We start from the raw sequence: 14,874 nt of genomic DNA, 5'->3' as shown, positions 1-14,874 counted from the left end.
CCGACCCTTGCGCCATGCGACGCATGCGCAGCCTGCCTGCGCACAGTGAGAGACCCGCGCCCGCCGCCAGGTGGCGGAAAAGCCGCTGCCCCGTGCCCGGTGGCGTGGAAACCGGGCACGGGGCAGCCCGTCGCGGTGCGCGATGCGGGGTAGTCAGGGCATGACCACCGTCATCGCACGGGCACCGCGAGGTACTGGTACTCCAGGAACTCGTCGATCCCCACCCGGCCGCCTTCACGGCCGAGCCCGGACTGCTTCACCCCTCCAAAGGGGGCGGCCGGGTTGGAGACGAGACCGGTGTTGAGGCCGACCATGCCCACTTCGAGGCGTTCGCTGACGCGCAGGGCGCGGTCGAGGCCCTCGGTGAAGACATAGCCGACCAGGCCCCAGGGCGTGTCGTTGGCACGGCCGACGACCTCGTCCTCGTCGTCGAAGGTGAGGATCGCGGCGACGGGGCCGAAGATCTCCGTGTCCATCAGGCGGCTGCCGGGGTCGACGTCGGTGAGCACGGTGGGCGGGTAGAAGCAGCCCGGACCCTCGGGCGTGCGGCCGCCGACGAGCACCCGGGCGCCGCGCTCCACCGCGTCGTCGACCAGCTCCGCCACCTTGGCCCGCCCGGCCGCGTCGATCAACGGGCCGACATCGACCCCGTCCCGGGTGCCGGGCCCCACGACGAGCGCGCCCATGCGCTCGGCCAGGCGCCGTCCGAACTCCTCGACCACCGACCGGTGGACGAAGAAGCGGTTGGCGGCTGTGCACGCCTCGCCCATGTTGCGCATCTTGGCGAGCATCGCGCCGTCCACGGCCGTATCCAGGTCGGCGTCGTCGAAGACGATGAACGGCGCGTTGCCCCCGAGCTCCATCGAGGTCCGTACGACGGCGTCGGCGCACTGGGCGAGCAGCAGGCGCCCGACGTTGGTGGAGCCGGTGAAGGAGAGCTTGCGAATCCGCCCGCCGCGCAGGAGCGGTTCGCACACCTCCCCCGCACGGGAGGTGGTGACGACGTTCAGCACGCCGTCCGGCAGCCCGGCCTCCTTGAGGATCGCGGCGAGGGCCAGGCTGGAGAGAGGAGTCTGGGGGGCGGGCTTGAGGATCATCGTGCAGCCGGCGGCGATGGCGGGGCCGATCTTGCGGGTGCCCATGGCCAGCGGGAAGTTCCATGGAGTGATCAGCAGACACGGGCCGACCGGGCGGCGGGAGAGCAGCATGCGGTTGCGGCCGTCGGGCAGGACTCCGCCGCCGCCGTCGATGCGCACGGCCTCCTCGGAGAACCAGCGGAAGAACTCCGCCGCGTACGCCACCTCTCCCTTTGCCTCGGCGAGCGGCTTGCCCATCTCGGACGTCATCAGGTGGGCCAGCTCGTCGGTGCGCTCAAGGATCAGCTCGTAGGCCCGGCGCAGGATCTCGCTGCGTGCACGGGGTGCCGTACGGGCCCACGCCTCCTGCGCGGCAACGGCCGCCTCCTCCGCGAGCCGCGCGTCCTTCGGGCCCGCGTCGGCGACATGGCAGAGGATCTCGCCGGTCGCCGGGTCGTCGACGGGCAGGGTGGCGCCGTCCGCGGCGTCCACCCAGGCGCCGCCGATGAACAACTGCGTGGGTGTGTCGGTCATGAGGTCTCTCCTGGTTGATCGGCGGCGCGGTCGAGCAGTTCCGCGAGATGCAGGGCGCGGATGCCTCGGTCTCCGGCGAGGTGGTCGATCTGGGTGGCACAGCTGAAACCGTCGGCCACGACGACGCTCGGAGTGTCCTGGTCGATGCCGTCGAGGCGTGGCTTCAGGGCCAGGTCGGCGACGGCCATCGAGGTGTCGTAGTGCTGCTCCTCGAAGCCGAAGTTCCCGGCGAGTCCGCAGCAGCCCTCGGCCTCGTCGACCTTGCCCACACCCAGCCGGCGCAGCAGGTCGGCGGGATGACGGCCCTTGAAGGTGGCGTACTCGTGGCAGTGGGTCTGCAGGACGACGTTGTCCGGCAACGCGGGCCGGCTCCAGTTCGGGGCAGCCAGGTCGGTCAGGGCACCCGTGAAGGTGTGGACGCGGTCCGCGACCCGACGGGCGGCGTCAGTTCCGAGGAGTTCGGGCACGTCGCGCTTGAGGGCCGCGGCGCAGCTGGGCTCGGCCACGATGATGGGCCGCTCGTCGCCGGTGTCGAGGTGGGCGACGGTACGGGCCATGATCCTGCGGGCCACGGACAGCTGACCGGTGCTGACCCAGGTCAGACCGCAGCACAGGCCGTCCTCCGCCGTGCAGGGGATTCCCGCGTCGGCGAGGACACGGCTCGCGGCACCGGCCACCTCGGGACGGAAGGCGCGGGTGAAGCTGTCGACGAAGAGCAGGGCTTTCGCCGGTTCGCCGGTCCTCGCATCGCGCAGGACCCTGCGCAGGGCGTGCCGGGAGGCGAAGGCCGGGATCGTGCGCTTCGTGGTCACGCCTCCGAGGCGGGCGAGGAGTCGGCCGAGCGATCCGCGGAGCAGCGCGTTGAGCGGGCGGGCGGCGTATCCGGCGAGGGCGGAGGTCAGGGGCAGCCAGCCCAGCGAGTAGTGCGAGCGGGGCCGGAGCCTGCCCTTGTAGTGCTGGTGCAAAAACTCCGCCTTGTAGGTGGCCATGTCTACACCAACCGGGCAGTCGCTGGAGCACGCCTTGCAGGACAGGCACAGATCGAGCGCGTCGCGGACCTCCGTCGAGCGCCAGCCGTCCTGGACGGTCTCCCCGCGCACCATCTCCTGGAGCAGTCGGGCCCGGCCCCGGGTGGAGTCGTTCTCCTCCCCCGTGGCCCGGTAACTCGGGCACATCACACCGCCCGCGTCGCTGCGGCACCGGCCGACGCCGACGCAGCGGCGGGCCGCGCCCGCGAAGCCGTCCTCGTCGTGCGGGAAGGTGAACTCCGTGGCCAAGGGTTGGATCTGGTGCAGCGCGAGATCGGCGTCGAGGGGGGCCGGGGCCACGATGACGCCGGGGTTGAGCAGCCCTTCGGGGTCGAAGATCTCCTTGAAGTCGGCGAACGCCCGGATCAGCCGGTGGCTGTACATGACCTCCAGCAGCTCACCGCGCGCCCGCCCGTCACCGTGCTCGCCGGACAGGGTCCCGCCATGCGCGACGACCAGCGCGGCCGCCTCGTGCAGGAAGCGACGGGCGGCGGCCCGGCCGGTGTCCGTGGCGAGGTCGAAGTCGATGCGCACGTGGACGCACCCCGCGCCGAAGTGCCCGTACATCACGCCCGTCAGCCCGTGGTCGGCCAGGAGCTTGCGGAAGTCCCGCAGGTAGCCGGCAAGGTTCTCGGGCGCGACCGCCGAGTCCTCCCAGCCGGGCCACGACTCCCCGCCGTCCACCAGGCGTGCGGCAAGACCGGCCCCGTCCTCGCGGACCCGCCACAGGGAGCGGCGCTCGGCCGCGCTCTCCACGACCCGCCCGCCGGTCATCCGGCCCTGCGCCTTGAGCACATCGAGGAGCTCAGCCGCACGGGCGTTCACAGCGGCCTCGTCGTCGCCGTCCAGCTCGACGTACAGCCAGGCCCGCCCCTCGGGCAGTCCGGTGACGGAGTCGGGGCCCCGCCGGGCACGCATGGTGGCGACGATCGCCTCGTCCATGCCCTCCACAGCGGTGGGATTCCAGCGCAGGATCTCCGGCACGTCCTCGGCCGCGTCGACGACGTCGTCGTAGCCGAGAGTGAGCAGCGCCGAAGCCTGTGCAGTCGCCACCAGGCGGACCGTCGCTGCGGTGACGACCGCACAGGAGCCCTCGGTGCCGACCAGAGCGCGGGCCATGTCAAAGCCGCGCTCGGGCAGCAGATGGTGCAACTGATAGCCGGAGACCTGGCGCGGAATGCGGCCCAGCTCGGTCCGGATCGGCGCCAGGTTGTCGCCGATCAGACGTCGTACGTCCGCTTCGAGACGGGCGACGAGCTCCGCCTCCGCAGGGTCCACCGGGTGCAACCCCACGTGGTCGGCGACGGCCCGCACTCCGTCGGCCGTCACGATCTCCAGCGCCTCGATGTGGCTGCTGGTCCGCCCGTGCCGCACCGACCGGTTCCCGCACGCGTCGTTGCCGATCATGCCGCCGAGGGTGCAGCGGCTGTGCGAGGACGGGTCAGGGCCGAAGGAAAGCCCGTGCAGGGCGGTCGCGCTCTGCAACGCGTCGAGGACGACTCCGGCCTCGACACGCGCGGTCCCGGCGGCCGGGTCGATGTCCAGGATGCGGTTCATGTACCGGGAGAAGTCCAGGACGACGCCCGGCCCGACCGCGTTGCCCGCCATGCTGGTGCCACCGCCGCGAGCGGTGACCGCGACGCCCGTCTCCTTGCAGGCCCGCAGCACCGCGACCACATCGTCCGTGGAGCGGGGGAAGGCCACAGCCTGCGGGGGGACGCGGTAGTTGGAGGCGTCGTAGGCGTACTGGCCGAGGGTGCCCAGGCCGGATTCCACCCGCAGGCCAGGAGCCGTCTCGGCGAGCCGGGCGGCCAGCCGCGCCACGCTGTCGCTCATCGTGCCGACGCTCCTGAGGTACCGGCCTCCACGGCGGTCGCCCATGCCCGGAGTCCCTCGTCCACCGCCGTCTCGTCGATCACCAGCGCCGGGATCATCCGCACCACCTGGTTCCAGGCCCCGCACAGCAGCAGGAGCAGACCCTCGTCCACGGCGGCGCGCTGCACGCGAGCGGCGGTCTCGGGGTCGGGGCTGCCGTCCTCGGTGACGAACTCGGTGGCCAGCATCAGCCCCAGCCCCCGCACATCACCGATGCCCGGCGTCCGGTGGGCGACCGCCTCCAGGCCGTGCCGCAGCCGGGCGCCCATGGCCTCCGCGTTCTCGACGAGCTTCTCGTCGCGTACGACGTCGAGGGTGGCGCAGGCCGCGGCGCAGGCGACGGCGTTGGCGCCGTACGTTCCGCCCTGCGAGCCCGGCCACGCCTTGGCCATCAGCGCCTCGGAGGCGGCGATGCCGGACAGCGGGAAGCCGCTGGCCAGGCCCTTGGCGGTGACGAGGATGTCCGGGGTGACGCCGAAGTGGTCGTGGCCCCAGAAGCGGCCGGTGCGGCCGACGCCCGTCTGCACCTCGTCCAGGATGAGCAGGAAGCCGTGGCGGTCCGCACGCTCCCGCAGTCCTTCCATGAACGCGCGGGTGGCGGGCACGTAGCCGCCCTCGCCGAGCACCGGCTCGACGATGATCGCGGCCGTGTCGGCGGGTGAGGAGATGGTCTGGAGGGTGTAGTCGAGCTCCTGGAGAGCGAAGCGGGTCGCGGTCTCCTCGTCCCAGCCGTAGCGATAGGCCGACGGGAACGGGGTGACGACCACACCGCTCATCAGCGGGGAGAAGCCGGACCGGAAGCGGGTGCCGGACGTCGTCATGGAGGCGGCGGCCACCGTACGGCCGTGGAAGCCGCCGTGGCAGACGATGACGTTGGGGCGGCCGGTGGCCTGGCGGGCCAGCCGCAGCGCGGCTTCGACGGCCTCGCTGCCGGAGTTGGTGAAGAACAGGCTGTCCAGCCCGGTCGGCAGCACCTCGCCGAGCTTGTCGACCAGCTGCCGCAGCGGCTGGTGCATGACCGTCGTGTACTGCCCGTGGACCAGCGTGCCCACCTGCTCCTGCGCCGCCGCCACCACCTTCGGGTGACAGTGCCCGGTGCTGGTGACGCCGATGCCGGCGGTGAAGTCGAGGTAGCGGCGGCCGTCCTCGCCGAAGAGGTGGACGCCCTCGCCCCGGACCGCCACCACGGGTGTGGCCTGGCGAAGGTGCGGCGACAGTGCGGTCATGTTCGTCTCCCGGCTTCGGTGTTCGGTCTGCTGCGGTATCCCGAGCATCTCCGTGAACCAGGGGTGCGCCAACGTGCGATCTGTCCGGTCGGGCCGCGACATCCGGACGTTGTGTCAGCCTCATCGGGGACATGCCGGGCTCCGACCGCTCACGGACCGCTCTTGCGCAGGTCAGCCACGCTTGTCACAGTGGCCGGACACTCCCGGGCGCTCAGCCGTGCTCGATCAGGGGACCCCATGGAGACACCGTGAACGACAACCACCCGGCCGGCCATGGGCCCACCCGCGCACTCACCGTCGCCGACGTCCTGGCCCTTCCTGTCCTGGCCGCCGGACAGCCCCAGGTCGTCACCGGTGTGGCCCACCTGGAGCGGCCGGTCGGGTGGGTCCACATCACCGAACTGACCGACCCCGCGTCCTTCCTCAAGGGCGGCGAACTCGTCCTGACCACCGGAATGCCGCTCCCTGAAGACGTGTCGGGCGTACGCAGGTACGTCGACGAACTCGCCGACGTCGGGGCCGCGGCGCTGGTCATCGAACTCGTACGTCGCTATCACCGCCCGCCGGACGCACTCGTGGACGCCTGCCGCCTGCGTGGCCTTCCCCTCGTCACCCTCGCCAAGGACGTCAACTTCCTGGAGGTCACCCAGGTCGTGCACGCCCTCCTGCTCGGCAACCAGGCGGACGCGATGCGCCGCACCCAGCGCATCCACGAGGCGTTCACCGCCCTGACCCTGCGCGGTGCCGGCCCGGAGGACGTGGTGCGCGCGGCGGCGGAGATGAGCGGCCGCACGGTCGTCCTGGAGAACCTGGTGCACCAGGCACTGATCTGCGAACCCTCCGGAGGCACGCTGGAGGAGGCGCTCACCGGTTGGGAACAGCGCTCCAGAGCCACCGGGGCCGACGACCACACGGCGACATGCGGCCCGGCGGGCTGGCTCACCGCACCCGTCGAGTACCAGGGCGAGCGCTGGGGCCGTGTGGTCATGCTCCCGGCCCGCGCCGACGGCCCCGCCTTCGGGCCGGAGGAGATCACCGTGCTGGAGAGGACCGCGATGGCACTGACCGTCGCCCGCCTCATCCATTCCACCCCCTGGGAACGCACCGCCCACCGAAACGCCCTGCGCGACCTGGTCGACCAGCGCCACCGCTCCGCCGAGGACGCCCACGCCCGCTGCGCCGCACTGGGTCTGCCGACCGACCGAAGCCGGTTCGTCGCGACCCTGGTGGACCTCCGCGCAGGCAGAGGGGGGACCGACACCGAGACCCGCCTGCTCCAGGAGCTCCGGACGGCAGGCGTCTCGGCCCTCGTCGGCGAGCTGGCACCCGGCCGCCTCGGCATCCTGTTGGCTCTGCGTCCCTCCCAACCCTGGCGCCCCATCGTCGAACGACTGTGCAGCACCGCACTCAGCCTGGCCCCACAAGCAGTGGTGAGCGTCGGCTCGGAGATCACGGAACTCTCCGACACCGCCCGCTCGTTCCGCGAGGCGGCCCGCGTCGCCGAGGCCACCCCACCCGGCCAGCCCCTCCCCCAAGACCGGTCCTTCCACGAGCTGTCCGACATCGGCCTGGCACGCCTGCTGTACGCCCTCCGCGAGGACACCCGGATCCAGGAGTACGCCGAACAGCAGCTCGGCCGGCTCATCGATCACGACACCCAGCACGGCACCGACCTGCTGACGACCCTGCGCCACTACCTCGACGCGGCCGGCAACAAGACCACCGCCGCACGCCGGGGCGGCCTCTCCCGCGAAACCATGTACCAACGCCTGCGCACCATCGAGCGTCTCCTCGACCGCGACTTGGAGTCCGGCGAACAGCGCACCGAACTCCACGCGGCTCTCATGACACTCGACGTGCTGCGAGCCCACTGACGAGCTGCGGCCTCGCCAGCGCTGCTCCCACCACCGGCCTGGTCACACCCAGGCTACGAGAGGCACGACCGCACGGGCTTGCGTCGGCCTTACCGAGGACGCGCATCAAGTGGTCACGGTCGCTGAACGCTGTCCTGTGTCAGGAGTGAGGCCCGGACCCGGGACAGCATCCACCCATTCTCCCGCCCGTCACAGTCCCTCCCCCAGAAACACAGAGCATGCTCAGTGCCAGCACCCGGAGCACCCTGGATCAGACCCGGCCGATCATTCCGCGGCACAGAGACCGACATCTTGGTTCAGGTTGCTTCACCACCAGTGCGGCGCCTCTCGACGGCAGTAGGACAGGGCACCAACGAGCTGGCGTTCGGGTGGCCGCGCGGCGGCTCTCGTTGTGGGCCCTCAAGGAGGCGTTCGCAGACGCCGCAGCAGGATCGAGGAGCGGACGCTCGCTGCTCAGGAAGGCTGAGGCCCCCGCCCTCATCTGCCCGGCAGGGGCCTCGGTGGCGGGCCAGACGGGCCGCAAGTGTCGCCCGTTACATAATCGCCGCAGCTCACGGGCTCGCGCGCGCCGTACCACCAGCAGACGAAGAATCTGCCGGCAATCCAGTGCCAGGTCGACGCCGCCAAGACTCGTCGCGCTAAGGGCCGCCAGCAGATGAGTTCCGTTTGGGACTTGAGGCTGCGGGATGTGTGTCGACCCAGGACAATCCTCCTAGGTCGAGTCGGCGGCGTGCACGTGTGACGGCGACGTATGCGAGTCGGGCGTCAGTCTCGTTGACGGGTTCCGGGATGGGACGGCCCTCGGCGTCGTGTTGGCCGGTGTCCTTGGGAGGTGGGAAGTCGTCGCCGATCCGGACGGTTGGCCATTCACGCCCCTTGGCTTTGTGAGCTGTGGACACGGTCACGTCGGCATGGTCCTCGTCGGTGAGCTCGTCGACTGCGGCCAGGATGGCGTCGGGTTCGCCGAAGCGCTGACGGCTGTCGAGGAGTACTTGGAGATGCCGTACCGCATACGGCGCCGCCCCGAATCCTCGTCCGCCGTACGACAACAACTCACCGACGAGGTCAGCAGTCTGCTGGCACGAATGCCCTTCCACCAGGCATGGCTCCAGATCGAGGCCACAACCGTCGCGGGCCCTTACGCGATCCTCGTGGCCACGGCGCGAGCGGAGGCCGGCGCGCAGATGAGCCTCACCTGGCAGCAGCCACCGATCGGCAGACAGCGGCATGAACCTTGGAGTCCCGTACCCCCGGGACCGATCGAACGCGGCCCGAGCTGGATGCATCGAAGTGATGCGCCGTCACCTCTGAGAAATGGCGGTGATATTGATGCCAACTATCCCTCTTTTGTCACTAACGCCGCACCCTCGGCATCCCCAGACCGATCCACGAGATGATCTCCCGCTGGATCTCGTTGTTGCCGCCGCCGAAGGTGAAGATGACGGCCGAGCGGTAGCCGCGCTCCAGCTCGCCGTGGAGCACCGCCCCCGCCGAGCCCTCCTTGAGCGTGCCCGGTGCGGCGACGATCTCCATCAGCCAGGCGTATGCGTCGCGGCGCGCCTCGGAGCCGTAGACCTTGACGGCGGAGGCGTCCTGCGGGGTGAGCGTGCCCTCCTGCACGGCGCTGACCATCTGCCAGTTGAGGAGTTTGAGGGCGTCGAGCTTGGTGTGGGTCTGGGCGAGGCGGCGGCGCACCCAAGGGAGGTCGATCACTCGGCGGCCGTCGGCGAGCTTGGTCTCCATGGCCCAGCGCTGCACGTCGTGCAGGGCGCGGATGGCCATGGTGCCGTGGGCGGCGAGGGTGACGCGCTCGTGGTTGAGCTGGTTGGTGATCAGGCGCCAGCCCTGGTTCTCGGCGCCCACGCGGTGGGAGACGGGGACGCGGATGTTCTCGTAGTAGCTGGCCGTGGTGTCGTGCGAGGCGAGGGTGTTGATGAGGGTGCAGGAGTAGCCGGGGTCGGTGGTCGGGACGAGGAGCATGGTGATGCCCTTGTGCGGCGGGGCGTCCGGGTCGGTGCGGACGGCCAGCCAGACCCAGTCGGCCGTATCGCCGTTGGTCGTCCAGATCTTCTGGCCGTTGACGATGTACTCGTCGCCCTCCCGTACCGCGCGCGTCCTGAGCGAGGCCAGGTCCGTGCCCGCGTCGGGCTCGCTGTAGCCGATCGCGAAGTCGATCTCGCCGGAGAGGATCTTCGGCAGGAAGTACGCCTTCTGCTCGTCCGTGCCGTACTGCATGATCGTCGGGCCGACGGTGTTCAGGGCCATCAGGGGCAGCGGTACGCCGGCCTGGGCCGCCTCGTCGAAGAAGATGAACTGTTCCATCGCGGTCAGGCCGCGTCCGCCGTACTCCTTGGGCCAGCCCACGCCGAGCCAGCCGTCCGTGCCGAGCCGCCGGATGGTCTTGCGGTAGTAGCGCTTCTGGGCCGCCGGGTCGGTGAATCGGGTCTGTGCGGGGTCCGGGACCAGCTCGGTGAAGTAGTCGCGCAGTTCGCTGCGCAGCCGCTGCTGCTCGGGCGTGTATTCGAGGTGCACGGCGCCTCCAGGCTCCCCAAGGCCGGTCCTGACGGCGCACACCGTAGAACGTGTTCCAGAAATTGGGAATGGCGAGGAGCGGGCGGATCCGCTACCGGAGCCGCCGCCGACCCGGCGCGCACCGCTCAGTCGAGCGTGGCCAGGAAGTCCATGCAGGCCTGTGCGCACTCCCGGCACGCCTTCGCGGTGTCCTCGGCGCCCGGGTACCGGTCGAAGAGGTGCGCGCACTCCAGGCACACCGTCCGCGTCCATTCCAGCTGGACGCGGAGGGCGGCCTCGGCGCCCTCGTCCGCATGCTCCTCGGAGAGGACACGGCAGGTCGCGTCGCACACCTCGGCGCACAGGATGCCCTTGCGGCGCAGAAGGTCCTGATCCTCGGTCCCGTCCGGGTCCACCAGGCTCGCGCGCAGCGCACAGGCTCGAGCGCACTCGGTGCAGGCCTGCGCGGCGGCGAAACGGTCCTCCAGGAACTGGACGAGCTGCTGCTGGGACGTTGTCTGTGTCACACCGGTCGGGTAGCCGGAGCGGGTGTGCCCAAACCCGGCGCGCGCCAGGCTTCCGGCCGGGTCAGCGGGCGTCGCGGTCGGGTGAGCCCGCCACCGGGCACGCCAGGTGATCGGGTTCACGCGGGGCGCCGGGGGTACTCGCGGCCCCATGGACATCGCATGGACGACCATCGCCGCGGAAGGTGCGCTCGGCATCGGACTGGTCGTCGCCGGTCTGGTCGTCGTGGCGCTGCTCATCGGCGCCTTCGTGCTGGGCGCCCGGATCAGGCGTCGGGAACCGCCTCCGCCACGCCCCGAGGAGCAGCCCCATCTGCCCGCGGAGGGCCCGGTCCACGAGGTCCGGGAGCACCGGGAGCCGGACGAGGTACCCAGAAGCGACCGCCGGCTGACCCCGCACGAGCTGCCCGCCCACGGCAACGTCCCCTCGCGCACCAGCCCCTCGCAGAAGCGGCGCCGCTGGACCGAAGGCGGCAGCGGGTCGTTCGGCAGCGGCGGTCCGGGCACCACCTGACGCCTGACCGGCCGGGGCAGACCAACGAGTGATCGTACGTGACTGTCCGTTTCCGAGAGCGGTGCCGCGGGCACTCGTGATCCGTGCTGTGGAGGAGGAGCAGGGCCCGTGCCGACGCGCGAGCCCGTCATGCCGCTCAGCGCACCGCCGACTACGTCGACGCGCGACTGCCGCTCTCCGAGGGCGGCGGTCTGCTGCGCAAGGCCTTTCCCGACCACTGGTCCTTCCTGCTGGGTGAGATCGCCCTCTACAGCTTCGTCGTCCTGCTGCTGACCGGCGTGTGGCTGACGCTGTTCTTCCACCCGTCGATGACGGAAGTCGTCTACCACGGCTCGTACCAGCCCCTCAACGGGATGCGCATGTCCTCGGCGTACAAGTCGACGCTGGACATCAGCTTCGACGTGCGCGGCGGTCTGCTGGTCCGTCAGGTGCACCACTGGGCGGCCCTGGTGTTCCTCGCCGCGATCGGGCTGCATCTGCTGCGGATCTTCTTCACGGGCGCGTTCCGCCGGCCCCGCGAGGTCAACTGGCTGATCGGCGTGACCCTGTTCATGCTGGCGCTGGCCGAGGGCTTCGCCGGCTACTCGCTGCCGGACGACCTGCTGTCGGGAACGGGCCTGCGGATCGCCCAGGGCATCATGCTGTCGATCCCGGTGGTGGGGACGTATGTGAGCATGTTCGCGTTCGGCGGCGAGTTCCCGGGCGAGGAACTGATCCCGCGGCTGTACGCCCTGCACATCCTGCTGCTCCCCGGACTGCTGCTCGCGCTCGTCTCGGTGCACCTGATCCTGGTCTTCTACCTGAAGCACACGCACTGGGCGGGCCGCGGCCGCACCAGCCGCAACGCGGTCGGCAAACCCATGTTCCCGCAGTTCACAGCGACGTCGGGTGGCCTGTTCCTCATGGTGTTCGGGGTGCTGACGCTGCTCTCGGGGGTCGGGCAGATCAACCCGATCTGGGCGTTCGGCCCCTATCGCGCGGACGTCGTGTCGACGGGTTCGCAGCCGGACTGGTACGTCGGCTTCCTGGAGGGCTCCCTGCGACTGGTGCCGCCGTGGGAGACGGTGGTGGCCGGGCACACGGTGATGTGGAACGTGCTGTTGCCCGCGGTCGTGCTGCCGGGCCTCCTGTTCGCGGTGCTGTACGCGTACCCGTTCGCCGAGCGGTGGGTGACCGGTGACCGCGAGGAGCACCATCTGTGCGACCGGCCCCGCGACAGGCCCGTGCGCACGGGGCTCGGTGTCGCGGCGCTCAGCTGCTACGCCGTCCTGCTGGCGGCGGGCGGCAACGACGTCATCGCGCACGCCTTCAGGATCTCCGTGAACGCGCTGACCTGGGTGTTCCGGATCGCCTTCGTGCTGCTGCCGCCGCTCGCGTTCATGGTGACCAGGCGCGTCTGTGTGGCGCTGCAGGAGGCGGACCGGGAGCGGCTGACGGAGGGCGAGGAGACCGGCGAGGTGCGGCAGACCATCGCGGGCGGCTACGAGGAGAGCCGCGAGCCGCTCGACGAGGAGCAGCGGTATGTGCTGAGGAGCTATGGCTACCGCGTCGAGGAGGAACGGGAATCGTCGGCGGAGGAGCTGGAACGCTGAGCGTCCCGGCCCACGTACTGGAACACCATGCCGAATACCCCGTGCCCGAGCACGCCGACGCCCAGCAGGAACAGCCACAGGCCGTAGACGACGCCGAGCGCCGCCAGGACGGATCCCAGTGCGGTCGTGATGGGCCAGGGGCTGTGCGGCGCGAAGAAGTGGAGCGGGCCCGCGGTGTCGGCGACTTCGGCGTCCGGGCGGTCCTGTGCCCTCAGGCCCCGCCTGCGGTACTGCATGTGCAGGAAGAACGCGACGAGGGCGGCCATCAGGAAGGCGATGGTCAGGACGGCGGTACCGGCGGGTTCCTTGGAACGCCAGCCGTAGCCGACCGCGGTGACGAGGAAGAACCCCGCCACGCCGATGAACAGACGGGCCTCGGTCTTCACTGCTGATGCCTTTGGTCGAGGCGGGCGAGGTCGGGGTGGTTCAGGTCGAACGCCGGGGACTCGGAGCGGATCCGGGGCATCGCCGTGAAGTTGTGGCGCGGGGGCGGGCAGGAGGTGGCCCATTCGAGGGAGCGGCCGTATCCCCAGGGGTCGTTCCGGTCCACGGGCGTCGCGTAGTGGGCGGTGTGCCAGACGTTGTAGAGGAACGGCAGCGTGGACAGGCCGAGGAGGAACGCGCCGATCGAGCTGATCGTGTTGAGCAGCGTGAAGCCGTCCGCGGTCAGGTAGTCCGCGTAGCGGCGGGGCATGCCCTGTTCGCCGAGCCAGTGCTGGACCAGGAACGTGGTCTGGAAGCCGACGAAGAGGGTCCAGAAGTGGATCTTGCCGAGGCGTTCGTCGAGCATCTTGCCGGTGAACTTCGGCCACCAGAAGTAGAAGCCGCCGAACATCGCGAAGACGACCGTGCCGAACAGCACGTAGTGCAGATGGGCGACGATGAAGTACGAGTCGGTGAGGTGGAAGTCGAGCGGCGGGGAGGCGATGATGACGCCGCTCATGCCGCCGAGCAGGAACGTCACCAGGAAGCCGCAGGCCCACAGCATGGGTGTCTCGAAGGACAGGGAGCCGTGCCGCATGGTGCCGATCCAGTTGAAGAACTTCACCCCGGTCGGCACCGCGATGAGGAAGGACATCAGGGAGAAGAACGGCAGCAGTACGGCCCCGGTGGCGAACATGTGGTGGGCCCACACCACCGCGGACAACATGGTGATGGCGATGGTGGCGCCGATGAGGCCGACGTAGCCGAAGAGCGGCTTGCGGCTGAACACCGGGATGATCTCGGAGATGATGCCGAAGAACGGCAGCGCGACGATGTACACCTCGGGGTGGCCGAAGAACCAGAACAGGTGCTGCCACAGCAGCGAGCCGCCGTTCGCCGCGTCGTAGATGTGCGCCCCGAACTTGCGGTCCGCCTCCAGGGCGAACAGGGCGGCCGTGAGGACGGGGAAGGCGGGCAGGACCAGGATCGAGGTGAACAGCACGTTCCAGGTGAACAGCGGCATCCGGAACATGGTCATGCCGGGGGCGCGCAGGCACAGGATCGTGGTGATGAAGTTGACCGCGCCGAGGGTGGTGGACACACCGGTCACCACCAGGCCCATGGTCCACAGGTCACCGCCCGAGCCGGGGCTGCGCACCGCGCTGTTGAGGGGTGCGTAGGCGAACCAGCCGAAGCTCGCCGCTCCCCCGGGCACGACGAAACCGGCCACGACCATCAGGCCGCCGCCCAGGTACAGCCAGTACGACAGGGCGTTCAGCCGCGGGAACGCCACGTCCGGGGAGCCGATCTGCAGCGGCATGATCGCGTTGGCGAATCCGGCGAACAGCGGGGTCGCGAAGAGCAGCATCATGACTGTGCCGTGCACGGTGAACAGCTGGTTGTACTGGTCGTTGCTGAACAACTGGAGCCCGGGGCGGGCGAGTTCGGCCCGCATGAGCAGCGCGAGGACGCCGCCGAGGAGGAAGAAGCCGAAGGCGGTCGTCATGTAGAGGTTGCCGATCACCTTGTGGTCGGTCGTCGTCGCCCACCGCAGCAACGCCCGGCCGAGTCTCCCGCGCCGCCGGGGCGGCGTCGTGCGCGCCGGCTCGGTCCTGCTGTCCACCGCCATGCGCCGCTGGGTACCCGGGCAGCGGTGGTGTCAGTCCTCCGCACCAGGGCATTCACCCATGCGCCTC

Annotated in this window: 10 protein-coding genes and 1 pseudogene; 3 read left to right on the top strand and 8 right to left on the bottom strand. The window is 70.4% G+C overall.

Annotated elements, in window-relative coordinates; translation table 11 throughout:
- Positions 1-170: 170 nt before the first annotated feature.
- Genes QQM39_RS43730 through QQM39_RS43720 form a run of 3 tightly spaced genes read right to left on the bottom strand, consistent with a single transcriptional unit; the run spans position 171 to position 5,739 of the window.
- Positions 171-1,610: an NAD-dependent succinate-semialdehyde dehydrogenase gene (locus tag QQM39_RS43730; protein ID WP_302003123.1), complete on the bottom strand. Its 1,440-nt coding sequence runs from the start codon at positions 1,608-1,610 to the stop codon at positions 171-173.
- The gene (locus QQM39_RS43725) at positions 1,607-4,474 is read right to left on the bottom strand and encodes an FAD-binding and (Fe-S)-binding domain-containing protein (protein WP_302003122.1); all 2,868 of its coding nucleotides are present in this window, start codon (positions 4,472-4,474) and stop codon (positions 1,607-1,609) included. The genes QQM39_RS43730 and QQM39_RS43725 overlap by 4 nt, the downstream gene beginning before the upstream one ends.
- On the bottom strand, positions 4,471-5,739 hold the full coding sequence (locus tag QQM39_RS43720) for an aspartate aminotransferase family protein (protein WP_302003121.1): 1,269 nt from the start codon (positions 5,737-5,739) through the stop codon (positions 4,471-4,473). The genes QQM39_RS43725 and QQM39_RS43720 overlap by 4 nt, the downstream gene beginning before the upstream one ends.
- 248 nt (positions 5,740-5,987) lie before the next feature.
- Here QQM39_RS43720 and QQM39_RS43715 point away from each other — a divergent pair, with 248 nt between their 5' ends.
- Positions 5,988-7,613, top strand: coding sequence for a PucR family transcriptional regulator (locus QQM39_RS43715; RefSeq protein ID WP_302003120.1), 1,626 nt, complete (start codon positions 5,988-5,990; stop codon positions 7,611-7,613).
- Positions 7,614-8,251: 638 nt separating this feature from the next.
- Here the strand turns inward: QQM39_RS43715 and QQM39_RS43710 are convergent.
- The 3 genes and pseudogenes from QQM39_RS43710 to QQM39_RS43700 all read right to left on the bottom strand — a co-directional run.
- Positions 8,252-8,572, bottom strand: a pseudogene (locus tag QQM39_RS43710) (3'-5' exonuclease); the annotation flags it as partial.
- Positions 8,573-8,966: 394 nt separating this feature from the next.
- Positions 8,967-10,145: an acyl-CoA dehydrogenase family protein gene (locus tag QQM39_RS43705; RefSeq protein WP_302003119.1), complete on the bottom strand. Its 1,179-nt coding sequence runs from the start codon at positions 10,143-10,145 to the stop codon at positions 8,967-8,969.
- Between the two features lie 125 nt (positions 10,146-10,270).
- Positions 10,271-10,651, bottom strand: a complete 381-nt coding sequence (locus QQM39_RS43700; RefSeq protein WP_302003118.1) for a ferredoxin — start codon at positions 10,649-10,651, stop codon at positions 10,271-10,273.
- 148 nt (positions 10,652-10,799) lie between these two features.
- Here QQM39_RS43700 and QQM39_RS43695 point away from each other — a divergent pair, with 148 nt between their 5' ends.
- Both QQM39_RS43695 and QQM39_RS43690 read left to right on the top strand, forming a co-directional pair.
- Positions 10,800-11,162, top strand: coding sequence for a DUF6479 family protein (locus tag QQM39_RS43695; RefSeq protein ID WP_302003117.1), 363 nt, complete (start codon positions 10,800-10,802; stop codon positions 11,160-11,162).
- Positions 11,163-11,245: 83 nt separating this feature from the next.
- Positions 11,246-12,754 (top strand): ubiquinol-cytochrome c reductase cytochrome b subunit, encoded by a 1,509-nt coding sequence (locus tag QQM39_RS43690; RefSeq protein ID WP_302003116.1) that lies wholly within the window; start codon positions 11,246-11,248, stop codon positions 12,752-12,754.
- Here QQM39_RS43690 and QQM39_RS43685 read toward each other — a convergent pair.
- Both QQM39_RS43685 and ctaD read right to left on the bottom strand, forming a co-directional pair.
- Entirely contained in the window at positions 12,703-13,140 is a 438-nt protein-coding gene (locus QQM39_RS43685; RefSeq protein ID WP_302003115.1) for a cytochrome c oxidase subunit 4, read from the bottom strand. The genes QQM39_RS43690 and QQM39_RS43685 overlap by 52 nt on opposite strands.
- A complete protein-coding gene (ctaD, locus tag QQM39_RS43680; protein WP_302003114.1) occupies positions 13,137-14,807 on the bottom strand; it encodes a cytochrome c oxidase subunit I in 1,671 nt (556 codons plus the stop codon). The genes QQM39_RS43685 and ctaD overlap by 4 nt, the downstream gene beginning before the upstream one ends.
- Positions 14,808-14,874: the final 67 nt, after the last annotated feature.

Origin of the sequence: Streptomyces sp. DT2A-34, from assembly GCF_030499515.1 — a bacterium.
Lineage (GTDB): Bacteria > Actinomycetota > Actinomycetes > Streptomycetales > Streptomycetaceae > Streptomyces.
Note: the sequence above shows the minus strand (reverse complement) of the source record. Positions and strands in the feature narration are given on the sequence as shown.

Excerpts from the sequence above, each read along its gene's own strand:
- ctaD (WP_302003114.1), bottom strand. The coding sequence starts at position 14,807 with ATGGCGGTGGACAGCAGGACCGAGCCGGCGCGCACGACGCCGCCCCGG.
- QQM39_RS43730 (WP_302003123.1), bottom strand. The coding sequence starts at position 1,610 with ATGACCGACACACCCACGCAGTTGTTCATCGGCGGCGCCTGGGTGGAC.
- QQM39_RS43720 (WP_302003121.1), bottom strand. The coding sequence starts at position 5,739 with ATGACCGCACTGTCGCCGCACCTTCGCCAGGCCACACCCGTGGTGGCG.
- QQM39_RS43695 (WP_302003117.1), top strand. The coding sequence starts at position 10,800 with ATGGACATCGCATGGACGACCATCGCCGCGGAAGGTGCGCTCGGCATC.
- QQM39_RS43725 (WP_302003122.1), bottom strand. The coding sequence starts at position 4,474 with ATGAGCGACAGCGTGGCGCGGCTGGCCGCCCGGCTCGCCGAGACGGCT.